Raw genomic sequence first — 23,837 nt, 5'->3', positions numbered from 1 at the left:
CTAAATCCCCCCTTCACAGACCCCCGCGGAGAGGTGCCGGAGTGGTCGAACGGGGCGGTCTCGAAAACCGTTGTGGGTGCAAGCCCACCCAGGGTTCGAATCCCTGTCTCTCCGCCACTTTGCTGAGACTAGTACATGCCTTTGTCAGCGGCGCGAAGCGTCACTCGCTTTTGGTGTACTATCCGTTTGACAACAGCTGGGTCAGTATCCAGATATCTCAAAATAGTTTTAGAGTTTAAGCAAACATGTCTGCTTAAGTCCGCGCCGCACAAAAATACAAAGACTGGGATGGGCTCGTAGCAGCCTCGGAACTCCTGAAGCATAGAACCCTGTCTCGTATTCCACGATCTATCCCCTGCCCATGAGAGGCATTCAGCGTGGTGCTTTTATTCTGCTGTGGCAGCTCCCGTTATCGCCATTCGCTACAAGTATTAAATGTAGCGCTGCGCGAACTAGCAGAGCGCGGGGTGAAACGGACCATACCTGCTGCTATCACCGCCTTTACCTTGGCGCATAGTATTACACTGGCCTTGGCTTCATTGAAATTGATCCATGCCCCTTCCCCACCTGTGGAAGCTGTCATCGCTTTGTCAATCTTCATTCTTGCGGTTGAAATTGCAAAAATGCGACGGCGAGCAACTGCGTATGTCCAAGAGATGGCCGTGGTGTGTCTCATTTTCTTTCGGCCTTCTACACGGCCCGGTTTTTGCCAGTGCTCTGAATGAAATCGGGTTACCAGAGGGAGACAAATTTGTTGCTCGTTTGGGGTTCAACCTTGGTGTGGAAATCGGTCAAATCATGTCTGTTGCCGGGATCCTTTCACTGGCGAGTTGATCACGAAGCTTTCTCCGGCATTCGAACGGATCAAAGCAGAGAAACGGCAATTTCTAAACACGGCGACCATTTATCTGATAGGCTCAGTTTTGGCTGGTTGAACGTGTTGAGGGATTTTGGGGGTAGAACGGTTTCTTATGTCGAGTGCGGAGAAGCAAATCAATTGGATGCCACATCTTCCGCTGTTGATGGCCATTCTCTGTCTGTTTTTCTGTGTCGTGGCTTGGCCCCGGTCGCTGCACGCATGTTCGGTTTGCATCGAACTACCGGAAGCTTCTGTTGCTGACCATATTCTTTCGGCAGATTTCATCGTCCTCGCGCGACCTCAGCCAGACAATCCTTTCAAGTTCGCACCAATACAAGTGTGGAAAGAAAATGATCGGAAAATTGGTAGACTACCTGAGATCCCGTTCCTGATCGACAGCGTGACAAGGCGCGCGCTGCAATCCGATCCCGACAAGACTGTGCTATTCACTTACGGCTCTATTGACCGGGATAGCGCTGGCCGCGCTATATCCCGGCGTTGGACACGAATTTTTCTGATGACGCCTGAAAGAGCCGAATTTGTAAATCGCTTGCGAGAGGCCGCAGCGTTCTGGCCTTCCACAAAATCCGTTAAACAGGAACGAATAGCCTTTTTGGCCAACTACCTGTCACACCCAGACCCGGTCTTGCGTAACGTCGCATTGATCGAGATACATCGGGCACCGTATCAACTCGTGCACCCCCTAAAAACCTCTGTTCAGACAAGCCAGCTTTTGGAAGAATTCGGCAGAATTGATCGCGTCAGTTACGTACCGGTTTCCATCCGGCTACTGGGTCTGCAGACTGACGAAAAGGCCGCTGCTGTTGTTAGGTTCAATTTTGCGGAGATATTACGATCAAAAAGATCAAATGTGTATGAATGGGCACTTGCCGGGATCGAAGTCGATGGCATGAAAGCAATCCGCGCAATCGGAGAGGCACTCGGGCAATCCCATGTGCACCATCCAAGCATCAAGGAACTTGTTCGGGCATTGGCTGATGGCGGCACCGTTCATCCGGAATATAGACCATACATCATTGGTTTGTATTCTGAGGCCATGGCTAATAACGCGTCTTTGGCTGCCCGCGTCGCGACGACCATGCAAAACTGGCATTCAAAGGCATTAAATCATCAATTCGAAAGCCTTCTCCAAGGCGACGAAATTGATCCAGCAACGCGATTTGTTCTCGCAGCGATTGTGGATGCAAAATTCGAGGATTGATCGGAACTAAAATTGGTTTCTTGCCGAATTCTCACGCTCTGACTGTAGATCAATCAATGTCCTAACTTTATCGAATGTTTGATCTGTGTTCAGTAATGTGCCTCGCGGAAACGCGGCGAATTCCGCACTCTGCCCACGCTCACAAGTACCGAAAACGGTTCTAAGGTGACATCCAACAGCCAGCTGAGATGCTGTGGTGGTATTCTGCTTTCTAAGGCTGCCTACCTCTGTGTTCTGACCGATGGAGGCGGGATCGCTGACGATGCAATCGTGTCGAACAATGGTGGCAATGAATGGATGGTCGTGCACGGCTCCGGTGACACCATGGCACTACTGGAAGCCTCGGCGGCAGGGCGTGACGTTCAGATCGACTTTACTGACGATCTGCATGACCTTTCGGTGCAGGGCCCTGCCTCCTTGGAGATCCTGAACGCCCACACAGATATCGACTTGGCAGAGTTGGACTATTTCGAACACGCACTGGCGAAGCTTTTTGGCTATCCGTGCCGCATCTCACGCACAGGTTATTCCGGCGAACGCGGTTACGAGATTTTTGCAGATGGGGCAGTGATTACGGATATCTGGGACAAGCTCGCGCAACAGGGAGTCATGCCCTGTTCCTTTATCGCTTTGGACAAGGTGCGTATCGAAGCCGGGCTGCTGTTTTACGGCTATGACATGACCGAGGAAAACACCCCATGGGAGGTTGGCTTAGGCTTTACCGTAAGCACAACCAAGGCCGACTATCGCGGAAAAGCTGCCGTCTCGGCAGCAAAGGGGGCCGAAAAAATAAACAATGTTTGCCTGGAAATTGACCACACCAACATGGTTGTTGGCGGTGAAACGCTTTTGTTGGATGGCAAATTCGTCGGCGTGATCAACAGTCCCTGCTACTCACACCGGATGGAAAAATCCCTTGCCCTTGCACATGTTGTTCCAGAACTGGCTGTTGGAACGACGCTCTCCGTCGCAGGCGAGGGCCTAAACACAAAAGCAAAGATCGCAAACTACCCCATCTACGATCCAACGAAGCTACGAACGCACGAATAAGGAGATCGTTGCGGGTTTCTGTAAAAACTGTTGGCGGCCTAAAGTGGACTTCAACGTTTCAAATATGATGCCGCGGTGCAGTCGTCCAAAGCCGCCTTTGGTGTGGCGCGCAGCATTTCAGCACCTCGATTGACGGCAGCCAAGCTCAAATAAGACCCTAAGCGACTCTGACGGTGCCGCTGCACAGCATATGAAGTGCGAACATTGGATTTTCAAACACACAGCGTTGCAGATGTCTATTTCTTCAAGTCGTTGGCCTTCTCGCCAACGATCTCGAGTATTCTGTTTCTTTGAATCTTTCCCGACGGCCCTTTTGGAAGTTCCGGCAAGATATGAACTTCGTCGGGGGACTTAAAACGACCCAATTGAGCTTCACAAAGTTTCGAAAGGCCCAGCGACGTCACCTGGGACCCTTCACGAATTTTGACCGCTGCCTCGACGGTTTCGCCGTAGCTTTTGCAGGGACGCGCAAATGCGGCGGCTTCAACAACATCCGGGTGAGAGTATAGCGCTTCGTCAATCTCGCGCGGTGCAATGTTTTCGCCACCCTTGATGATCAGCTCCTTAAGCCGGCCAGTCACAAAAACGTAACCATCCTTATCCATGCGGGCGAGATCACCGGTTCGCAACCATCCGTCAGACGTAAACGTGCCCCTGGTTGCGTCTTGGTCGTTGAGGTACTCCAGCATTACATTTGGTCCGCGAATAACCAGTTCGCCTTCTGATCCGTGTGGAACAGGTCGCAGGTCGGCATCAACGATTGCCGCCTCGTTCCCGTATGGGATGCCGGGAGAGCCGATCTTGCGAACGGCTGGAGGCAATGGGTTGGAAAGAATTTGCGCTGCTGTTTCCGTGAGACCCATAGTTTCCACGATGGGGATTTTGAACCGGTCCTCAAAGGCGCGCTGCACATCCGGGGCCAACGCTGACGACGCAGAACGACCGAAACGCACATTCTGGCGCGTTTGGGTGTCCGGGCAGGTATCCGAGTGCAGCAGGTGGGAAATGATGGTTGGAACCACAGAGAACCATGTCGCTTGGGACTTTCCAATATTGCCCCAGAACCGACTGGCCGAAAACCGATCGCACATGGCCAGCGATCCGCCCGAGACCAGTGTTCCCATGACCGTCACACAAAGACCGTTGATGTGATAGATCGGCAGAACGCAGAACCCACGGTCGGCTTCGGTCAAATCATGCGCCACGGTGGTTGTCCAGCCTCCGGCGAGCAGGCTGGAATGCGTGTGGACCACGCCCTTTGGACGCCCGGTCGTGCCGGATGTGTACATCAAAAGCGCGTGGTCGCCGGATGAGAGGTCATGCAAGTTGCCATCGGAACTCTGGGCATCTTCAACCCGCAGCGCGGTGACCTCATCAGGATTGGCCGTGCGCGCGAACAAATCCATCTGTCCGGGATGGACGAAGCCATAACGCGCGCCGCTGTGTTCCAGCGCATAGGCCACGGCGCTGTCACCAGCGACAAGGTTAATCATCGTCGCCCGGAACCCGCCATACAGGACGCCGAAAAGGATCTCTAGCGCTTCACGGCAGTTAGGGTACAGGATCGCCACGCTTTCTCCTTTCTCCACACCCATGCCGGTTAACATAATTGCGATGCGGTGGGCCGTTTCGCGCAACTCACTCCAACTCAGCTCCGGTGCCCCATCCGGGAAAACAAAACCGGTTCCTCCCTGGCTTGCCCTGTAGTCTAACCGTTCGCGAACAGTTCCCTTGGGCGGTTCCATCATTGTCCGGCCTCCGACCAGTAGTCACCGAAGATTTCTTCCAGCTCGGGTTCACGCGGGGATGTTTCCCGAACGATCTTGGTAGTCTGCACGAAATGCCGCCAATGCAGGTTGGTGTCGATGGAATTGCCGCCCCAGCTACCGCAGCCCATCGAAAGGGAAAAAGGCATTCCATTGGTGAAACTGCCGCCGGTGGCAAAGGTGTGCGGCTGATTTACGATGACCCGACAGGTTGGCAAATCATGACCCAATCCAATCGCACGCTCGTCGTCGCCAGTATGTATGCCAACCGAATGTCCGGCCCCCTGATGTGCCAAAATGCGCGACGCTATGGCCTTGGCCGCCTCAAAATCTGCAGCACGATAGAGAGCTAGGACCCGACTGAGCTTTTCGCCTGACAAAGGATGATCCGGGCCGATTCCATCAGTCTCCACCGCCAGATATCCAGTCCCCTCAGGTACTTTGCCCGCCATCCCCAAGGCTTCGAGCATTTTGTCGGCGTCCTGCGCTATAGCCGATCGGTTGAGATGGCCATCGGGCCAAAGTCGCGCCACGATGTCACTTGCCTTAGAGGACGGCACCAAGGCACCGCCCTCGGCAGCCATTGCAGCCACGAACGCGTCATAGACTGCGTCCACCACGACCAGTGCGTTTTCAGAAGAGCAGGACGTCGCGTTGTCGAAACATTTTGAAGCCGTGATTTTGGCTGCGGCTGACTGCAAATCAGCGGTCTCGTCCACAATCACTGTCACATTGCCAGCGCCAACCGCAACGGCTGGCGTTCCACAGGACTGCGCGCGGTGGACATTGTTCTGGCTGCCAGTGCAAATCACGCGATCAACAGTTTCCATCAACCGTTGTGTCTTGGCCTTGGATCCGGGCGCGGGGATCATCTGAACCAGATCGCGATCCAGCCCCAGCTTGTCGAATTCGGAATGGATGTAGTCAACCAACATTTCGCAGGATGCCACGCCCTTGGGCGACGGAGCCACCACGATAGAATTACCGCCTTTGAGCGCATTGATGATGTTGTTCGCGGGCGTTGCGGCAGGGTTGGTCGAGGGTACAACCGCGCCGATCACGCCGATTGGACGCGCAATTTCGGTAATACCTGTTTTCGGGTCGTCACTGATGACGCCGTGGGTTTTCACGTCGGCAATATCGCGCAGCAGGCCGAGTGTCTTCCGGTGGTTCTTGGTGATCTTGTCCGGCACGTTGCCCAGACCGGTGGTTTCAACCGCAGTTTCCGCCAGCGTCCGATTGCGCGTTGGTTCCATGATGGCCCATCCCGCTGCCAGTGCCGCTTTGTCGTATAGCGACTGACTTCCACCAGCTTCGAAATCCCTCTGCGCCTTGCGCGCCTGAGCTACGATACGATCTACTTCGGCTATTTCCGGCGAAATCCCGTCCTGAGCGTTCATCTTGGTCCTCGATATGTTGTTCGGGGCGGACCAACTCCGCCCCGCTGCGTCCGTCCGGCTTAGAGGCCGGCAAGCAACTCGTTCAGTGTCTGCTGACGCTGAGCCCACATCTCGATCACTTCGTCACGCGTCATGATGTGCATAGGTGAACCGCCGGCCTCCATCTTTTTGGCAACGCGGGAATTGGCAAACATCTCGGGCACTGTTGCCGAGAGTTTCTCGATAACCTCGGGTGGCGTGCCTTTGGGCACCATCACGCCTCGGAAATTGACCGACGAGTTGTCGACGTCCAATCCCTGTTCCATCATCGTCGGCACGTCGGGCAGGAATGCGTTACGCTCGAGGTCAGCAACACCCAGAATTTTGACGTTGCCCGCTTCCTGCGCGCGGAACGCATCCGACAGGTTGTTGATACCGCCCAACACTTCACCTGCGATCACGGCTTTCATGGCTGCGGCCCCGCCGCCTTTGGTCGGGATGTAGGCCAGCTTGGTTCCAGCGGCCTTGTCGATCTGCAAGGCTGCAATGTGGTGACCCACAAAAAGGCCCGCTCCGGATACCGTCAGTTTGCCGGGGTTTTCTTTGGCAAAGGCGACAACGTCCTCCATCGAATTAAACTCACTGTCCGCGCCAACGACAAATACAGCCGGATCAGCGCCCCAGTTGGCAATGGGTTCAAAGCTGTCGGTTGAATATTCCACCCCACCTTTGATCGACTGAGCGATAAAATGTGGAACGTTGTAGGCTGCCAGAGTGTAGCCATCCGGGTCAGCCTGCGTGGCAAACCAGTTCCAGCCCACGCGCCCCCCCGCCCCGGGTTTGTTGATAATGGCGATGGGCATTCCCAGCGCGTCTTCATTTCCGGATGTCATGGTCACAATGCGCGCCTGAAAGTCGGTCGCGCCTCCCGCGCCGTAACTGACCATCATCATGATCGGCCGTTCGGGGTACTCCTCTGCCACTGCGGCACCTGTCAGGCTCATGAAGGCCAATGCGGCCCCTGCAATCATTCGTCTCATTTGCGTTTCCTCCCTAATTTAGTTCCCCGCGCCCTGCGCGGTTAGAACAGAATTTCTCTTGGTGTGTAGACGTTCAGAAGCATGGCGAAGAGCCCGTACATCACCGCCAAAAAGACTGCCGTGATGACGCCGCGCTTAACCCAGGTTTTGGTTTCGGAATGTGGGGCTGGATCATAAATCGACAGCAGAACGAAAAATGCGATGGCCGTCGCTGTGTAGAAGCCCAACGACTTGGCCGCCCAGAACACGTAGATCAGTGTAATGATCAAACCCGGCAACATGTTCAGGAACATCGATCGTGTTACACCATTCCCGACCTTGGACAGACCCATCACCGCTTTGCCAAATGTCCACCCGGCCAGAACCACGAAAACTGATGCGATAAGTCGCGGGAATAGGAATGCCTCGGCCGGTTGCTGGGTATAGCTGACCCAGGTCACCCATAGACCCACGGCAAAGACCAGACCCGACCCGAATACGTGTTGCGAGCGGTTCATGCCTGCGCCTCCTCTTTCGTGGTGTAGCGACGGTGGCGCAGTTCCATCCAGACCGAGTAAGCGATTGAGGCTAGCACCACTGCAATCAGCAACAGGTTCAGTCCACCGGTCAGGAAATACGAAGCCTTGCCGACAGTTGCGTCGGCGATCATCCCGCCTTGAATGAAGTTGGCTTCAGCGATGGGGCCAAGGATCAGACCCAGCACTAGCGGTGCGGCAGAGAATCCGAAACGTTCCAGAAAGAACATGCCGATGCCAAGACAGGCCATGACATAGACGTCGCCCATCGACCCCTGCACCGAATAGGCCCCGAATACCGACAGTGCCAGAACGATGGCAGCCATCACCGATTGCGGGACTTGGGCTACACGTGCTGCGAGACCAGCGACATAGAGGCCAAAGACGCACATCAAGACCTGGCCGATCAGCATCGAGTTAATGAAAGTCCAAGCCACATCGGGATGGTTGTCGAACAGATCCGAGCCTGGGAAAATCCCATGGATCAGCAATCCGCCCAGCAGAACGGCAGCCGTTGGGCTACCTGGGATCGACAGGGTCAGCAGCGGCACCAAAGATGGGCCTACCATCGCATTATTGGCCGATTCCGCGGCGATTACGCCTTCGGAATGTCCTGTGCCGAACTTGTCTTTTTCAGACGAGAACTTTTTGGTCTGGTCATAAGCGACGAGCCCGGCGATCTGCCCTCCGACGCCGGGGATCAGGCCGATGATCGAGCCGGTCAGCGTTCCGATGCTCAACGCGCGTGTGCGGCTAAAGAGTTCGCGGAAGGCTTCGAGGATAGAATGGCGTTGCACCTCGATGACTTCGGCACCGGTGTTGTGGCGACCCTTTGCGAACATCGTCAGCACCTGCGGGATCGCGAACAGGCCAATCAGCGCGGCGATGATATTGATCCCGCCTCCCAAAGCAGGGTGAAAGATGAAGCGCTGCGCGCCCATGATGTCATCAAACCCGATTGTAGCCAGCCACAACCCGATACAGCCTGAGAGCAGACCTTTAACCACCGAGGCGGAATCCAGCGTCCCGATTACTGTTACGCCCAAAATAGCCAGCCAGAACAGATGTGACGGCCCGAAAGCCAAAGCCCATTTCGCCAGTACCGGGGTCAGAAAGATCAGTAAAAGCACGCCAAAAATGCCACCAACGGCCGAAGCCAGAAACGACAATTGCAGCGCCCGCGCACCCTGACCCTGTTTGGCCATGGTATGCCCGTCCAAGGTCGTTGCGATATTTGCTGGCGCACCGGGAATCTTGAGCAAGATGGCGCTGACTGCACCACCTGCGACTGTTGAAGTGTAGGCGGCACCCAGCAGGATCAGGCCCTGCGCAGCCTCCAGCTGAAAGGTGAAAGGGATCAATAGTGCGACTGCCATTGTTGGCGACAAGCCCGGCGTCGCGCCCAGGATAAGCCCCCCAATCGTACCGCCCAACAGTAGCATAAAGGACAGCGGCGTGAATACGTCTCCGAAGTAATAAATGAAGTCCATTCAGGGCCTCCCAACCCATCAGTTCACACTTTTACTTTTGTTGACAAATCAGGGTAGGCGATGAAAATAGTATTGCAAATGTTTTCATAAATTCGATCAAGTGAGAGAATATTATGTCTAACTTTCAAAAAGGTAAGGTGGACATTGTAGCGGTTGCAAAGGCCGCAAAAGTATCACCATCAACAGTGTCGCGCACGTTCAATCACCCGAATTTGGTCAACCCCGCGACTCGGAAAAAGATCAATCGGGCGGTGCAAAGGTTGGGTTATATCCGAAACCGTGCCGCACAGACGATGCATGGCAAACGTTCCGGCACCATCGGCCTGGTCGTCCCCACGATCAACCACGCCATTTTTGCCGAAGTGATTCAGGCCTTCTCGGACTCAATCGACAACGCCGGGTTTAGCCTGCTGCTGGCGTCGCATGGATATGACCTCGATCGGGAATACGCGATGGTACGAAAATTTCTTGAACATCGTGTCGACGGAGTGGCGCTGGTTGGATTGGAACATTCTGACGCCACCGCCCGACTGATCGAACAGCAGAAAATACCCGCGCTCGCTATATGGAATTTTTCGGAAGAATCCATCCTTCCTTGTGTGGGGGCCGACAATCGGCTGGCCGGGCGTCTTGCGACGGAACATCTACTGGCCTTGGGGCACCGTGACATTGGGCTGATATTTCCCCAAACCAATGGTAATGACCGCGCCCAACATCGGATATCTGCCGTGCATGCAGCGCTTAACGAAATGGGTATTTCCGTTCCGAGTGAACATGAGTCTGAAGCCCCATATAGTGTGTCGCAAGCTAAGCAAGCAGCCCTGACCCTCTTGACGAAGCACTCTCGTCCTACGGCTCTGCTTTGCGGCAATGACGTCATTGCTCAAGGCGCATTATTTGCGGCCCAGAGCCTGGGGTTGAAGGTCCCCGATGACCTGTCGATCATCGGCATCGGAGATTTCAAAGGATCAGCGGATGTTGAGCCGGGGCTCACAACCATTCGCATTCCGGCAGAAAACATCGGCAAACTCGCTGGCGAGAGGTTCACCGACTACATTACCTCAGAGCATCCAGAGCCTTTTAAAATCTGTTGCGAACTCGAGTGTGTCGTTCGAGGAACGACAAGCCCGGTGTCAGTATATTAACCTACTTGGACAGATTATTTCGCCAACTGAAATTGTTAGGCTCGGGAGCCATTGAATTCCGTTTGGTTGCGTGATTCACGGGTCGAAAAACGAGCGGTGAACATATGTGGTCTATTCTGGTTGAGCGACGCGCAGATGGCGCGGCTTGCACCTTTCTTTCCGAAGTCCCATGGCAAGCCCCGTGTTGACGATATGCGTGTGCTGAGCGGGATTATCTTCATCAATCGCAATGGGTTAAGGTGGCGCGACGCACCCAAAGAATACGGGCCGCACAAGACATTGTACAATCGTTGGAAGCGATGGAGCGATAAGGGTATCTTTGCTGAGATGTTGATTGGTTTGGCCGCAGATCACGGTGAAAAGAATACAGTCATGATCGACGCAACCTACCTCAAAGCCCATCGCGCGGCGTCGAGCCTTGCCGGTGAAAAAGGGTGACGTAGCCGTCTGATCGGGCGGACAAAGGGCGGGATGAACACCTAGCTTCACGCGATCTGTGACAGCACTGGATGACCGTTGAATTTCTTCACAACCGCCGGTCAGGTCAGTTGATTACATCGGCGCTTGAGCTCTCGTTTCCAGTCTACCAAAGGTCGATTGGCTGCTGGGTGATCGAGGCTATGACGCTGATTGGTTCAAGGAAGCATTGAAAGACAAAGGGATACGCGGCTGTATCCCCGGTCGAAAGCCACGCAAGACGGCAGTTCGATACGACAAGCGACGATACAAACGACGTAACTAGATTGAGATCATGTTCGGCAGGCTGACGGACTGGCGGCGAGTTGCAACAAGATGCGACAGATGCCCGAAGGTCTTCCTGTCCGCAATCGCGCTCGCCGCACTCTTAATCTATTGGCTATGAGTCTTGAGCCTAGTTGGCCGCTTGAGTTTCCACCACAAACTTCCGAAACATGTTTTTATCTGATCAATCGACCGAATACGGCATGATGTTGCCACCGCATAACATGCCTATCAGCACAGTGTAGCTCAAACCCGGAATGTGCTGCAGATTCACGGGTTTTCCCCTTGGCGCTAGGGTAAATTCAACCCATGTCGGCGACACATTATTTGAAGGAGACCCCCTATGTCGCGTCTATTGTTAATTGTTGCCATCGCCATCATTGGCGGAGGGGCATACTATTTCGCCACAAAACCTGAACCAACACCAGCCGAACAGCTTCAATCGGCTGCCGAGGACGCATCCGACGCTGTTGGCGAGGCAGCCACAGCCATTCAAGAGGCTGCGAGCGATGCGGTTGAAGCGGCGACTGAGCAAGCGTCTGAGGCCGCATCTTCGGTTGCAGATCAGGCAAGTGAAGCGGCGTCATCTATCGCAGAACAAGCCAGCGATGCAGCTTCCGACGCCGGAGAACAAGTTGCTGCGCTCACGGCGCAGGGGCAAGCGCTGTTTAATTCCTGGGTTCAAGAGGGAATGCTGACTGCACAGAATTTTGACTATGACGCCATGGTCACATCGATCCAGGACAGCACTCTAACTGAGGATGTTAAATCCAAAGCTCTTACAATTCTCGACGATATTAAAGCATCGCCCGAGCTGATCGCCGCCAAGATACAAGACCTGCGCAACTTGCTGACGCAGTAGCGCGGCTCTTTGAACCAGCCCGGTTGGGGCTGGTTCAGCTAAGCTTGGGCGCTTTGATTTGCTTAGTGTTGCGATCGTGCGAAGTAATGCAGCAAACCCAAGAATGCTTAGTTCTGCAACACGGGGAAATACAATTTTAGATGTTTGTCAGAGTGTTACGTTGAAGTAGTTTCCACATTGTGTTGAACTTCCTTTCCAAAAGGATTGCAAAATGACCGCTCTGCCCGACTCCATGATTGCCATTGTACAAACACATGACGGCTATTCAGGTACTGCCACCGGACCCACTTTGGAAAAGGCATCGGATTGGTTGGCCGAAGCTGATCTGCCCTTGCCCGTTCCCGGGCCGGGTCAGGTGTTGATCAGATTGCGAACTGCCTCGGTTAACCCATCTGATATCCATTTTATCAAAGGCGAATACGGTCAGCCTCGGGTCAAAGGTGCTGCTGCAGGTTTCGAAGGATGTGGAGACGTCGTCGCCACAGGTGCCGGCGCTGAAGCCCTGCAGGATCAGCGGGTGGCGTTTGTTGCAGCAGGCTCAGGTGCATGGGCCGAATATGTCGTCACGCAAGCTCAGATGTGCATCCCTTTGCGGCCCGATATCTCAGACGAAGACGGTGCTGCGCAGATTGTTAACCCTCTGACAGCTATGGCGATGGTGGATATCGCGAAGAATGCAGGTGAGGCCTTTGTGGTTTCCGCTGCAACCAGCCAACTCGGAAAATTGATGTGCAGCCTTGGGCGGGACCTTGGGTTGAAACCAATCGCATTGGTGCGACGAGCTGAGACGGTTGACCCGCTAAAGGCCCTCGGCGCTGCAGAGGTGGTGGTAACTGGTGGCGCTGATGCAGCCACGCAGTTCGCGACTATCAGCAAAAACCTAAAACCTCGTGTGTTCCTTGATGCCGTTGCGGACCAGCTGTCCGAGCAAGTGTTTTGTACCATGCCCAATGGCGCGCGCTGGGTGTGTTACGGCAAGCTCAGCTCTGAATTGCCAAAGCTGACCCAGATGGGACAGTTGATCTTTATGAGCAAACGGATCGAAGGGTTTTGGCTGACCCGCTGGATGATGGACACTCCCCCGGCTGATCAAATGCGCGTTGTCGGCGAAGTACAGGCGCGATTTGCGGACGGACGCTGGCACACAGATGTTTCCGCAAGGCTTTCGTTGCGAAAAGTGCTGCCAAATCTGGCAGACGCTCTAAAAAAGAGTGACGGCAAGGTGATTATCACGCCATAGTAGAACAAAGCGCCGGACATAACCGGCTGAGGGAGGGTGAGATTGGATAACGCACAGCTGCTGATCAGCGGGCTGGCGAATGGCTGCGTTTACGGCCTGATCGCTCTGGGCTTTGTTCTGATTTACAAAGCGACCGAGGCGGTGAATTTCGCGCAGGGCGATTTCATGATGCTGGGTGCGTTTGTCACTATCGGCCTTACGAATACTGAATATATGGGTCTGCCCTTCTGGCTAGCAATGCCAATCTCTTTGATGATTATGGGGGCGTTGGGATATCTGATTGATCGGCTGATCATCCGTCGCCTGTTTGGTGAAAGTCAGACCGCGGTCGTGATCCTGACCATCGCTTTGGGCTTTGTGATTCGGTTTGCCGCCGGTCTGATCTGGGGGCACGAGCCACAAACGCTGCAGAATCCTCTGGCCGGGAAGGAAATCCGGTTTGGTGGACTGGTTCTAGGCATGGAAGATGTGGCCGTTATCGTCGTCACTATCCTACTCACCTGGGGCCTTTATGTGTTTTTCAGCAAGACCAAGTTGGGGCTTGCCATGCAAGGTGCGTCTCAGAACCAGTTGGCGGCCTATTACATGGGCATCCCGGTCAAGCGCGTTCAGGGGTTTATCTGGGCCTTGGCAGGTGTCGTTGCCGGTATCGCCGGAATATTGTTCGCCGCCAAAGGCTCGGTTGATCCCACGACCGGATTGCTGGGAATCAAAGCCTTTGCGGCCGCCGTGATCGGAGGGTTCGGCAGCCTTCCGGGTGCATTGGCCGGAGGGCTGATTGTCGGAGTGATCGAACCCTTTGCTAGTCGCTATGTCGCCGCTGGATACAGCCAGATTGCCCCTTATGCGCTCTTGCTGGCGGTACTGATCTTTCGACCGCACGGGCTGTTCAGCCAGGTGCGGGTCAAGAAAGTCTGAGCGCCATGCGGGTTGTTTTCAAAACAAGCTATATGCAGGATATTCGCCCGTGGAAGGATGGCTATCAGCTTAGCCTCTATCTGATCCTGTTGGCGGTCGTAGGCGCTGCGCCCTGGTGGCTGGATGACTTTTATCTTGGTGAACTAACCAACGTTCTGATCTGGGCCATAGCGGGTTTGGGTTTGATGATCCTGACTGGCCATACCGGGCAAGCCAGTCTTGGCCATGCCGCCTTTCTGGCCGTTGGGTGCTATGCCAACGTTATCCTGATCGAGGCTGGTGTACCCTTCCTCATCGCTTTCCCCTTGGCGGGTCTGTTGACCGGCATCGTCGGAGCAACCGTCGCCATCCCGGCCCTGCGCCTGCACGGCATCTATCTTGCGATTTTTACTTTGGCCCTGTCTGTGCTCATGGACGACATCATCGTTCTGGCCGAACCCATCACCGGAGGTGTCGCGGGTAAATATCTGGGTGGTGTCGAGATCTTTGGACATCTGGTCGATCGTTGGGCCACCCCGGCCCCGTTCTTCTGGCTGGTGCTGGCCGTCGCCGTTGTCGTGACACTGGGCTATATCAACCTATTGCGCGGGCCCTTGGGCCGCAGCTTCATCGCCGTACGAGACTCGGAGGTCTCAGCGCAGGCGATGGGCGTGGATATCGCGCGCACCAAATCGATCTCATTTGCCCTCTCCTGTGCGGTCACCGGGCTGGCAGGCGCACTGATGGGAATGTTTGCGGGAGCGTTCAATAACGAGACTTTCAGTGTCGTCATTTCGATCCAATTGCTGATGATGATCGTGATCGGCGGATTGGGTTCTATCCATGGCGCGTTTCTGGGTGCAATCGTGATCGGTTTCCTGCCGCAGTTCCTATCGATCTCGAAAGAATATGTAGCAGCCTTATTTGGCGGCAACACCGTTGCCATTCCGGGCTTGGAGTTCGGCGTATTCGGCATGATCTTGATCGCCTTCATCCTGTTTGAACCAATGGGCCTCTATGGCCGATGGCTGAAAATCCGCACTTGGTTCGAGCTGTTCCCCTTCTACCGCAAGGACATGTTCAAACGGCAAAAATCGTATCTCAAGACGGAGCGTCTGAGATGAGCTTGCTGGAGTTTGAAAGCGTCACCCTGAAATTCGGCGGTCTGACTGCAGTCGATAATTTGTCATTTGATGTTCAGGAGGGCGAGGTTTTTGCAATCGTTGGTCCGAACGGGGCTGGCAAATCTACTGTCTTCAATCTGATCTCACGATTTTACGATCCTTATGCGGGGGCGATCCGGTTCGATGGGCACGACTTGCTGCGCGTGAAACCTTCGGCCGTAGCGGCCTATGGTGTGGCACGTACATTCCAGAACATTGAACTGTTCGAACACGCGACCGTTCTACAGAACCTTCTGGTCGGGCGCCACCGGCACCGCAAAACCAACCTGTTTTCGGAAATTCTGTTTACGCCCGCTGCGCGCAAACAAGAGATTGAAAACCGTGAAAAGGTAGAAGAGATCATCGACTTCCTCGACCTTCAGGCATTCCGCGACAAGATGATTTCGGGCCTGCCCTACGGTGTACGCAAGGTTGTAGAGGTCGCGCGCGCGCTGGCCACCGATCCAAAACTCCTACTACTGGACGAACCCGCCTCGGGCCTGTCGGTTGAAGAGACCACCGATATGCGCTGGTGGATCGATGATATCCGGCGGCAGATGGGGATCACCGTGCTGATGGTGGAACATGACATGGGACTGGTCTCGAGCGTTTCCGACCGGGTGCTGGCGATGGCGGACGGAGCGAAACTTGCGCTAGGAACCCCAACTGAGGTTCAATCGCATCCAGCCGTGGTCGAGGCTTATCTGGGGAAAGCCTCATGAATGAGCCAATTCTCAGAATCCGCAATATCGAAAGCTTCTATGGCCCGATCATGGCCATTCGCGGTGTATCGCTGGACGTGCATCCAGGGCAGATCGTCTCGATCCTTGGCGCCAATGGTGCAGGCAAGACGACACTAATGAAAACCGTCTCGGGCGTGATGGACCCCGAAAAAGGCACGATCACATTTGACGGCCAGCAAATACAAGGCTCCGAACCTCACAAGGTTGTTCAAAAAGGCATCGTACATGTGCCTGAAGGACGTGAGGTTTTTCCGCTACTGACCGTCGATGAGAACCTGAGCCTTGGCGCGTATACCCTGTCAGACAAAGGTCAGATCGATCACGACCGCGATCTTGTCTTTTCCTACTTTCCCGTTCTGAAAGAACGCCGGGGTCAAGAGGCCGGCACCTTGTCTGGCGGACAGCAGCAGATGCTGGCAATCGGGCGCGGTTTGATGGCCAACCCCCGTATCATGCTGCTGGACGAGCCCTCGCTGGGCCTGTCGCCGCTGCTTGTTCAAGAGATTTTCGGTATCCTCAAGCGCCTCAATGACGAGCAGAATATGACGATGATCTTGGTCGAACAGAACGCCAATGCGGCCCTTGAGCTTGCCCATCATGGCTATGTTATGGAGATCGGGCGGATCGTCATGGATGGTGCCGCCGATGTACTGCTGCGATCCGAGGACATCCAGAACTTCTATTTGGGCGTTCAGGAAGAAGGCGCGCGGGAGAACCGCCGTTGGAAACGCAAGAAGACGTGGAGGTGAGCCGGATGGACGCGAACCCCCTGCCCCCTCAGATCACGATCAACGGCGTGCAGTTCAACGCGACGCCCGGGCAGCGCCCGCTGCGGGTCGATGGTTGCGTGACGATTTGCGAGCTGTTCCAAAAACGTTGTGCCGAGTTGGGATCACGCACAGCGCATCGTGAAAAGGATCTCGGCATCTGGAAATCCTATTCATGGGCCGACTACTGGCAGCACGCCAGATGGATCGGGCTGGCCCTGCGTAAGTTGGGCCTGCAACGTGGCGAGGTTGTCTCGATCTTGTCCGAAGATCGCAAGGAATGGGCATGGTTCGATATGGGCATCCAATGCGTCGGAGGGATCGCCTCTGGCGTCTACACCACGGATTCAGCTGCTCAGCTGAAATATCTGATCAACGACAGTGGTAGCCGGTTTCTGATCGTTGAAGACGAAGAGCAGTTGGACAAGTTCCTCGAGGTAGAAGAGCAACTTCCAGATCTGCTCAAGGTCATTATCCTTGAAGACGAAGGCCTGCACGATCTTGACCATCCGCGTTGTATGATGATTGGGGACTTGTACGCTCTGGGGCGGCAGGCTGAGGCCGAAGAACCTGGCGCATTCGAGGCAGAGATCGCTGCGGCCACGCCACAAGACACTGCCTTGCTCATCTATACATCGGGCACCACCGGCAATCCTAAGGGCGCCATGCTAAGCCATGAAAACATCATGGCGGCGATCGAAGCTGGCGCCCATTCCCTGCCTTCTCAGTCGACCGACGAACAGCTGTGTTTTCTACCGCTCTGTCATATCCTCGAGCGCGATGTGTCGATCTATTACCCACTGGCGATGAAAAGCACCGTGAATTTCGCCGAAAGCCCCGAAACGGTATTCGCCAACCTGCAAGAAGTCTCTCCCGCCACCTTTACCGCCGTTCCACGCGTGTGGGAGAAAATCTACTCGCAGGTCATGTTCATGGCGAAAGAAGCCACGCCGACCGGGCGTTTCGCCTTTGTGCAGGCGCTCAAGGCGGGCACGGCACGGGCTGATTACATCCTTACGGGCAAGCCTGTGCCTTCGCCGGTCGCCATGCGGTTCTGGTTCTGGGATCGGCTGGTATTGCGCAACCTCCGACGGATGCTGGGCCTAGACCGGCTTCGTCGGGGTGGCTCTGGCGCAGCGCCGATCTCTCCCGATCTGCTTAGATGGTATTGGGCCATCGGCGTACCAATTGTCGAAGGCTTCGGGATGACCGAGACTGCCGGCATAGCGGCGTTGAACACGCTTGGGGTCAACAAGATCGGCACCATTGGAATGCCAGTGCCCGGCAACGATATGCGTATTTCGGATGATGGGGAAATTCAGGTTAAAGGTCTGAACATTTTTCAGGGCTACTGGCGCAATAATGCCAAAACAGCTGAAAGCTTCACCTGCGACGGCTGGCTGCGCACCGGGGATATGGGGCATATCGACGAGGATGGCTTTGTCACCATCACAGGTCGCCTCAAGGACATCATCATCACTGCGGGCGGCAAGAACATCACGCCCGCCGAGATCGAGAGTGGATTGAAGTTCAGTCAGTACATCTCGGACGCGGTAATCATCGGGGACAGGCGTAAGTATTTAACTGCTCTGATCATGATCGATCAGGAGAACGTCGAGAAATTCGCGCAAGAGCGTAAGATCCCCTTCTCGAATTTTGCATCCCTCTGTGCGGCATCGGAAGTCACCGAACTAATTGGTGCAGAGATCAAAGCCGTAAACAAAGAGTTTGCACGAGTCGAACAGATCAAGGATTTTCGTTTGATCGATGTGTTGCTGACTGCAGAGGATGAAGAGCTGACTGCGACGATGAAACTAAAGCGTGGTCTTGTGGAAAAGAAACACGCACATCTCATTGATGATATGTACAATTAGTTAAGGGACGACCCAACAGGGAGGAGAAATATGAAACAACTGATTAAAGGGTTTGCTGCAGCCACGGCATTAACTGCATCCGCCACAATAGGCTGGACGCAAACCCAGGGTGTGAGCGATGATGAGATCGTCATTGGCTCTGTTAACGACCTCAGTGGCATCTTCGCTGCCGTGGGCGTCCCGGCCACCAAGGGCGCGAATGTAGTCTTTGATCGGGTCAACGCTGAGGGCGGCGTTCACGGGCGCAAGATTCGCTTTGTGGTCGAGGATAATGGCTATCAGATGCCACGCGCGATGCAGGGCTATAACAAGCTTCTGAACCGCGACAAGGTGTTTGCTATGTTGCAGTCGCTGGGCACACCGATGAATGTTGCCGGGTTCAAACTGCTGGACCCGAAAGGTATTCCCAACGTCGCTCCTCTGACCGCCGCGCGGCAGATGCTGCAAGAGCCGATGAAGAACAAGTTCACCTCGTTCTCGACCTATTACGACCAGGCGCGGATTGGAGTGAAATATCTAAACGGTGAATTCGGATCGCAAACCGTCTGCACAATGTATCTACCCACCGATTTCGGTGAGGAAATCCTGGAAGGCAGCAAAGCCGGAGCTGAAGAAGCTGGTATTACGTTTGGTGCAGAGACCACCCATAAGCCTGACGAGACGGACTTCGTCGGTTCCCTGAGCAAGCTTAAGGAAGAGGGTTGCGATATCGTCACGATGGCCCTCGGCGTACGTCAGGCGATCACCGTTGTTGGAACGGCCAAAAAGATGGGCCTGACCGACATGAAATTCCTCGGAACCTCGGCCAGCTTCTTGACCGTGGTCGCACAGGTGCCCGGTGGCGTCACGGACGGATTTTATGCCGCGGCGTCTTGGCTGGACCTCTGGGCACGCGCGGAAGAACCTGCCCCGGCGGCGTTTATCGCGGAATACAAAGCGGCCACAGGTGAAGATCCTGTCGGTTTCTCAATGCTTGGCTATTCAGCCGCCGAAATGATGGTCAAAGCGCTTGAGGCCGCAGGCCCCGACCTGACCCACGAAAATTTCATCGCCGCAATGGAGTCGCTGGATTACATGGATGAACTGGTCGGTAACCAGATCACCTATGGGCCGAATGACCATCAGGGTGCTGATACTGTCTTTGTCAGCGTCGTTGAGAATGGTGCTTGGAAACTGGTTTACGAAGAATAAACCCACCAAAGAAAAAGGGCTCGCAGTTGCGAGCCCTTTCCAATTCGGTTTCCGTAGCGATTAACGCTTCGAGAACTGGAACGAACGACGCGCTTTGCGCTTACCGTATTTCTTACGTTCCACAACGCGGCTGTCGCGGGTCAGGAAGCCAGCAGCTTTCAGAGCACCACGCAGGTTCGGATCGTACAGTTGCAGCGCTTTCGAGATGCCGTGCTTGACCGCACCGGCCTGCCCCGTCAGGCCACCGCCTTTGACGGTTGCAACAACATCGAACTCACCTTCAACACCAGCAACCTGGAACGGCTGGCGCAGGATCAGCTGCAGAACGGGACGCGCAAAATACTTGTCCTGATCTTTGCCGTTCACGGTGACCTTGCCGGAACCCGGCTTGATCCAAACGCGGGCAACGGCGTCTTTACGCTTGCCGGTGGCATAGGAGCGGCCCAGTTCGTCACGTACGGGTTCACGCACGATGACTTCTTCGGCCACGGTTCCAACGCCTGCGACGGCGCTCAGCTCTTCGAGAGTATTGATCTGATCAGCCATCGGTCATTAGCTCCGGGTGTTTTTCTTGTTCATGGATGCAACATCCAGAACTTCGGGCGCTTGCGCCTCATGGGGATGCTCGGCGCCTGCGTAAACGCGCAGGTTGGTCATCTGCTGGCGAGCCAGGCGGTTGCCCGGCAGCATGCGCTTGACCGCCTGGGTCACGACGCGCTCGGGATGTGCACCCTCGAGGATCTGCTGCTTGGTGCGCGATTTGATGCCGCCCGGGTGGCCAGTGTGCCAGTAGAAGTTCTCTTCGCGCTTCTTGCCGGTCATCTGGATTTTGTCAGCGTTGATCACGATGACATTGTCGCCCATGTCCATGTTGGGTGTGAACGACGCTTTGTGCTTGCCACGCAGGCGCATGGCGACGATCGAGGCAAGACGGCCCAGAACAACGCCCTCGGCGTCGATCAGGATCCATTTCTTGTCGATGTCTGCAGGTGTTGCAGAAAAGGTTTTCATGGCAGGATAGTCCTGTTTGATGTGAAAGACCGCCCCAAGCGGAGCGGCCCGAATTCGATGGATGGGGTTTAGACCTACTCGTGATGCAGGTCAATACACGTAAGGTAGAATAAATAACGCAATAACAGAGACTTACAAAATAGGTAATATTTTACCCCAATGATTTATTCGCCAACCTATCTAAATCTATAAGGTGCGCAACTGTAACCCACTCATTAAAACCAACCAGTCCCGGGAGGCTACCATGCAAGAACTAAACAATGTAATTGCTGCTTACGGTGCTGCCTGGCAGGAAACGAACCCGAATAGACGACTGAAACTGCTTGATCAGTGTTTTGCTGGCAATGGCAACTATGTCGATCCTACCGCTGCGGTAACTGGAAGAGATCAGCTATCCGAACATATCGGAGAAGTCCTGAAAGATACGCAAGGCCGCGTTGAACTGACAAGCGCCCCCACCTCACATCATGACGTCGTCCACTTCACCTGGCATATGGTTTCACCCGATGGTTCGATCATGGTTGCGGGACATGATTTCATCCGCCTCGATGCCAACGGCAAGATCGGGCATCTGGCCGGTTTTTTTGGCGACCCTGCCCCGTTGAATTAAGGCTTAGACGCTTATTTGTTCGGGTGGGTTATCCAACAACGCGCGCAGACGCAGCATTGCATCTTCGAATTTAGCTAACGAGACATGCCCGTTCACTGCAATTCGGACAGCATTCGGTGCCCTGCCGTCCCTAAGCGCGAATTCGTCGGCGGAACGCAATTGAATACCTTCACGTTCAGCTGCGCGACTGAAGGCAGCAGAGCGCCAACCCGAAGGCAGATGCAGCCACACAAAGGGAATCTCTGAATCCCAATTGAGGTCAAAGCCGCCCAAGGCGTTTACTGCGACCCGCACATATTCTCCCATCTTGGAGCGAACATCTCGTGCCAGTTGCCTCGCCTCTGGGTGCCCCAACAATAGCCGCGTCAATTCGGCTAAGGGTTGGGCCAACCCAAAGTACCCGTACTCGGCAGATCGGCGCAAATCTACACTTCGCTCCCGTGGGGCAATCGCGAATCCAACACGTAGCGCTGGCGTCAGCGTTTTTGAAATTGAAGAGACATGCCAGCCCCGCTCAGGTGCCAACGCACGATAGCTGGGCGCGCGTGCCTCACCCATGCGATAGCAATCATCTTCGATGATCTGCAATTCATACTTTCGCGCAATCTCGACCACCTCTTTGCGTCTCTCCAGCGGAGAATGCCCGCCCGTCGGGTTCTGCACCTCAGGTGAGACGCAGATCGCCTGCGCCTTGGTTTGCCTGAGGATGTGATCCAGCGCGTCGGGGCTAATGCCCCATTTATCCATCTTTACCCCGACAATCTCGGCGCGCATCAACTCGCCGGCCCGCCGGAAACCGGCATACGACAGATCTTCGACCAGCACGACAGGTTTTGGATCCCTCAGAACGGTTTGAAAAACAACACAAATACCACTTTGTCCGCCATGCGTCAGTACAATGTCATCAGAATTCAATGAACCAAGTGGAAGATCCGATAACCAGTCAGCCACGACTTGGCGCACCGGTAGATAAGCATCGCGGGTCGGATAGTTCATGAACATCCGCGGATCGCCTTTTGCAACCTTTTCAAGGCATTCGCGGATTAAGGTCACCTGCCCTACATCCGGCAGGCGTGGGCTGAACAGGCTAACGTTGGACTCATATTTATCGTCCCTCAGGTGTAACTGCCGCGACCAGACATCATCCAAAATGGGCGATCGCGGCGGGGCGACAAATGTACCACGCCCGACCTCGGCTTGTAGCAAGCCTTCATCGGTCAGGATCGTATAGGCACGCGCGACAGTGCCTGGTGTGATCTTTAATCGATATGCCAGTTCCCGCACCGGAGGCAGTTTCTTTCCAACCTCCAGTGTCTTGTTATCTATTGCTTTTCGGATCGTGTCGGCGACCAGAGTGTACTTTGGACCTTTGGATTTAGGTAATGCCTCTGGCTAAATTGTATCCATTACAATTCTTCCTTTGATTTCGATACAATGTTGAATGTATCAACGCACTGTACCGAACATCTTAGCTTTGTGTCAATACAATTTGAAAGGATACCCAAGATGACACGCGCAATGCACAACCCCGCCCTCTTGCTGCTGAACGACAGCCCTCGGCTGCCGCTGATCGCCGCGCTGGCCGTGCGGTTTGCGGCGATTGTCACACAGTGGGAGCAACGCCGCCGCAGCCGCGTCAATTTAGGCAAGCTGGATGACAGGCTGCTTCGCGATGTAGGACTGACCCGCCATCGCGCTGATGAAGAAGCAAGCCGCTATTTCTGGATGAAATAATTATCCCCAGTCCCACCTAAGGGACCTCTTCCTGGCCGGGGTTTGTCCCCGGCCCTTTTTTATCCAAACGCGGCGGCGGCTGAGCCTTCTGGAGGAATGGAATACGTCATACTCGCCCTTGCGACCGGTTTGTCCGAGCCTTCTGAGTACATCAGCACATCTCCTACTGCCAATGTTCGGCCTAATTTCAACAACTTGCATTCGGCAATTAAGTCTGCGCCACCTTTCGGTTTGCGAAGGAAATCCAGCGAACTGTTTGTGGTTACCGCCAGCGATTGCCGACCCTTTCGCGCCAAAACCATCGCGTAAACGCTAACATCAGCCAGCCCGAACATGGACGGCCCAGATACGGTGCCGCCAGGTCGCAGATGTCGGTCCTCGACCCTTAGTCGCATCGTGATGGACGTCTCGGTCAGTTCTTCCACAACAAAATCGCTGTGGACCTGTGGAAATACTTCTTCCAGATACTCTGTCAAATCTTGTTTGCTCAGTGCTAACGACATGCTTCCCCTCATGGCTCTGCCCGCCTAGAGTTGGC

24 protein-coding genes, 1 tRNA gene and 1 pseudogene are annotated in these 23,837 nt (G+C 54.8%); 17 read left to right on the top strand and 9 right to left on the bottom strand.

All coding sequences use genetic code 11. The annotated features are described in order from the left end of the window. Positions 1–27 precede the first annotated feature (27 nt). The 5 genes from ACR0KN_RS03060 to ACR0KN_RS03040 all read left to right on the top strand — a co-directional run bounded on the left by ACR0KN_RS03060 (position 28) and on the right by ACR0KN_RS03040 (position 3,131). Positions 28–117 (top strand) — tRNA-Ser (locus ACR0KN_RS03060). 260 nt (positions 118–377) lie between these two features. Continuing rightward, positions 378–725, top strand: a complete 348-nt coding sequence (locus ACR0KN_RS03055) for a HupE/UreJ family protein (protein WP_480651277.1) — start codon at positions 378–380, stop codon at positions 723–725. Further along, the gene (locus ACR0KN_RS03050; protein ID WP_480454876.1) at positions 646–834 is read left to right on the top strand and encodes a HupE/UreJ family protein; all 189 of its coding nucleotides are present in this window, start codon (positions 646–648) and stop codon (positions 832–834) included. Before ACR0KN_RS03055 ends, ACR0KN_RS03050 begins: the two co-directional genes overlap by 80 nt. A 167-nt stretch (positions 835–1,001) precedes the next feature. After that, positions 1,002–2,081 (top strand): hypothetical protein, encoded by a 1,080-nt coding sequence (locus ACR0KN_RS03045; RefSeq protein WP_480651275.1) that lies wholly within the window; start codon positions 1,002–1,004, stop codon positions 2,079–2,081. 165 nt (positions 2,082–2,246) lie between these two features. Further along, positions 2,247–3,131: an aminomethyl transferase family protein gene (locus tag ACR0KN_RS03040; protein ID WP_480651273.1), complete on the top strand. Its 885-nt coding sequence runs from the start codon at positions 2,247–2,249 to the stop codon at positions 3,129–3,131. A gap of 236 nt (positions 3,132–3,367) precedes the next feature. Here the strand turns inward: ACR0KN_RS03040 and ACR0KN_RS03035 are convergent, their stop codons facing one another. Genes ACR0KN_RS03035 through ACR0KN_RS03015 form a run of 5 tightly spaced genes read right to left on the bottom strand, consistent with a single transcriptional unit; the run spans position 3,368 to position 9,321 of the window. Next, positions 3,368–4,879 (bottom strand): class I adenylate-forming enzyme family protein, encoded by a 1,512-nt coding sequence (locus ACR0KN_RS03035; RefSeq protein WP_480651271.1) that lies wholly within the window; start codon positions 4,877–4,879, stop codon positions 3,368–3,370. Further along, a complete protein-coding gene (gene sauS / locus ACR0KN_RS03030) occupies positions 4,876–6,297 on the bottom strand; it encodes an acylating sulfoacetaldehyde dehydrogenase (RefSeq protein WP_480651269.1) in 1,422 nt (473 codons plus the stop codon). The genes ACR0KN_RS03035 and sauS overlap by 4 nt, the downstream gene beginning before the upstream one ends. A gap of 59 nt (positions 6,298–6,356) precedes the next feature. Further along, positions 6,357–7,316, bottom strand: coding sequence for a Bug family tripartite tricarboxylate transporter substrate binding protein (locus ACR0KN_RS03025; protein ID WP_480651267.1), 960 nt, complete (start codon positions 7,314–7,316; stop codon positions 6,357–6,359). Between the two features lie 41 nt (positions 7,317–7,357). Beyond that, entirely contained in the window at positions 7,358–7,813 is a 456-nt protein-coding gene (locus ACR0KN_RS03020; RefSeq protein ID WP_480651265.1) for a tripartite tricarboxylate transporter TctB family protein, read from the bottom strand. Next, entirely contained in the window at positions 7,810–9,321 is a 1,512-nt protein-coding gene (locus ACR0KN_RS03015) for a tripartite tricarboxylate transporter permease (RefSeq protein WP_480651263.1), read from the bottom strand. Before ACR0KN_RS03015 ends, ACR0KN_RS03020 begins: the two co-directional genes overlap by 4 nt. Before the next feature lie 113 nt (positions 9,322–9,434). Between ACR0KN_RS03015 and ACR0KN_RS03010 the strand changes: the two genes are divergently transcribed. The 10 genes and pseudogenes from ACR0KN_RS03010 (at position 9,435) to ACR0KN_RS02965 (ending at position 19,944) form a co-directional block, all read left to right on the top strand. After that, positions 9,435–10,466 carry a LacI family DNA-binding transcriptional regulator gene (locus ACR0KN_RS03010; RefSeq protein WP_480651261.1) on the top strand — a complete coding sequence of 344 codons (1,032 nt, stop codon included), beginning with the start codon at positions 9,435–9,437 and terminating at the stop codon, positions 10,464–10,466. 102 nt (positions 10,467–10,568) lie between these two features. Further along, positions 10,569–11,328: pseudogene (locus ACR0KN_RS03005) on the top strand (IS5 family transposase). A 222-nt stretch (positions 11,329–11,550) separates the two neighbouring features. Further along, the gene (locus ACR0KN_RS03000; RefSeq protein ID WP_480651259.1) at positions 11,551–12,069 is read left to right on the top strand and encodes a hypothetical protein; all 519 of its coding nucleotides are present in this window, start codon (positions 11,551–11,553) and stop codon (positions 12,067–12,069) included. Positions 12,070–12,280: 211 nt separating this feature from the next. After that, positions 12,281–13,309 (top strand): alcohol dehydrogenase catalytic domain-containing protein, encoded by a 1,029-nt coding sequence (locus tag ACR0KN_RS02995; RefSeq protein WP_480651257.1) that lies wholly within the window; start codon positions 12,281–12,283, stop codon positions 13,307–13,309. A 42-nt stretch (positions 13,310–13,351) separates the two neighbouring features. Further along, complete coding sequence (locus tag ACR0KN_RS02990; RefSeq protein WP_480651255.1) at positions 13,352–14,227, top strand: branched-chain amino acid ABC transporter permease; 876 nt, start codon at positions 13,352–13,354, stop codon at positions 14,225–14,227. A gap of 5 nt (positions 14,228–14,232) precedes the next feature. Beyond that, positions 14,233–15,330, top strand: coding sequence for a branched-chain amino acid ABC transporter permease (locus ACR0KN_RS02985; RefSeq protein ID WP_480651253.1), 1,098 nt, complete (start codon positions 14,233–14,235; stop codon positions 15,328–15,330). Next, on the top strand, positions 15,327–16,091 hold the full coding sequence (locus ACR0KN_RS02980; protein ID WP_480651251.1) for an ABC transporter ATP-binding protein: 765 nt from the start codon (positions 15,327–15,329) through the stop codon (positions 16,089–16,091). The genes ACR0KN_RS02985 and ACR0KN_RS02980 overlap by 4 nt, the downstream gene beginning before the upstream one ends. Continuing rightward, positions 16,088–16,861 carry an ABC transporter ATP-binding protein gene (locus ACR0KN_RS02975; RefSeq protein WP_480651249.1) on the top strand — a complete coding sequence of 258 codons (774 nt, stop codon included), beginning with the start codon at positions 16,088–16,090 and terminating at the stop codon, positions 16,859–16,861. Before ACR0KN_RS02980 ends, ACR0KN_RS02975 begins: the two co-directional genes overlap by 4 nt. 5 nt (positions 16,862–16,866) lie before the next feature. Continuing rightward, positions 16,867–18,753 carry an AMP-dependent synthetase/ligase gene (locus ACR0KN_RS02970; protein WP_480651247.1) on the top strand — a complete coding sequence of 629 codons (1,887 nt, stop codon included), beginning with the start codon at positions 16,867–16,869 and terminating at the stop codon, positions 18,751–18,753. A gap of 30 nt (positions 18,754–18,783) precedes the next feature. Beyond that, complete coding sequence (locus ACR0KN_RS02965) at positions 18,784–19,944, top strand: ABC transporter substrate-binding protein (RefSeq protein ID WP_480651245.1); 1,161 nt, start codon at positions 18,784–18,786, stop codon at positions 19,942–19,944. Between the two features lie 60 nt (positions 19,945–20,004). On the opposite strand, the gene rpsI is transcribed toward ACR0KN_RS02965, so the two are convergent. Continuing rightward, positions 20,005–20,490: a 30S ribosomal protein S9 gene (gene rpsI, locus ACR0KN_RS02960; RefSeq protein WP_480651243.1), complete on the bottom strand. Its 486-nt coding sequence runs from the start codon at positions 20,488–20,490 to the stop codon at positions 20,005–20,007. A gap of 6 nt (positions 20,491–20,496) precedes the next feature. Then, a complete protein-coding gene (gene rplM / locus ACR0KN_RS02955; protein WP_010440027.1) occupies positions 20,497–20,955 on the bottom strand; it encodes a 50S ribosomal protein L13 in 459 nt (152 codons plus the stop codon). Between the two features lie 244 nt (positions 20,956–21,199). On the opposite strand from rplM, the gene ACR0KN_RS02950 reads away from it, so the two are divergent. Further along, positions 21,200–21,565, top strand: coding sequence for a nuclear transport factor 2 family protein (locus tag ACR0KN_RS02950; RefSeq protein ID WP_480651241.1), 366 nt, complete (start codon positions 21,200–21,202; stop codon positions 21,563–21,565). Between the two features lie 3 nt (positions 21,566–21,568). Here the strand turns inward: ACR0KN_RS02950 and ACR0KN_RS02945 are convergent, their stop codons facing one another. Continuing rightward, positions 21,569–22,918, bottom strand: a complete 1,350-nt coding sequence (locus ACR0KN_RS02945; RefSeq protein WP_480651760.1) for an aminotransferase-like domain-containing protein — start codon at positions 22,916–22,918, stop codon at positions 21,569–21,571. Positions 22,919–23,071: 153 nt separating this feature from the next. Between ACR0KN_RS02945 and ACR0KN_RS02940 the strand changes: the two genes are divergently transcribed. Beyond that, the gene (locus ACR0KN_RS02940; RefSeq protein ID WP_170770811.1) at positions 23,072–23,299 is read left to right on the top strand and encodes a YjiS-like domain-containing protein; all 228 of its coding nucleotides are present in this window, start codon (positions 23,072–23,074) and stop codon (positions 23,297–23,299) included. A 59-nt stretch (positions 23,300–23,358) separates the two neighbouring features. Here ACR0KN_RS02940 and ACR0KN_RS02935 read toward each other — a convergent pair whose 3' ends face one another. Further along, positions 23,359–23,802: a PaaI family thioesterase gene (locus ACR0KN_RS02935; protein ID WP_170770809.1), complete on the bottom strand. Its 444-nt coding sequence runs from the start codon at positions 23,800–23,802 to the stop codon at positions 23,359–23,361. Between the last annotated feature and the right edge of the window lie 35 nt (positions 23,803–23,837).

The sequence above is a fragment of the Ruegeria sp. AP7 genome (genome assembly GCF_056539905.1).
Note: the sequence above shows the minus strand (reverse complement) of the source record. Positions and strands in the feature narration are given on the sequence as shown.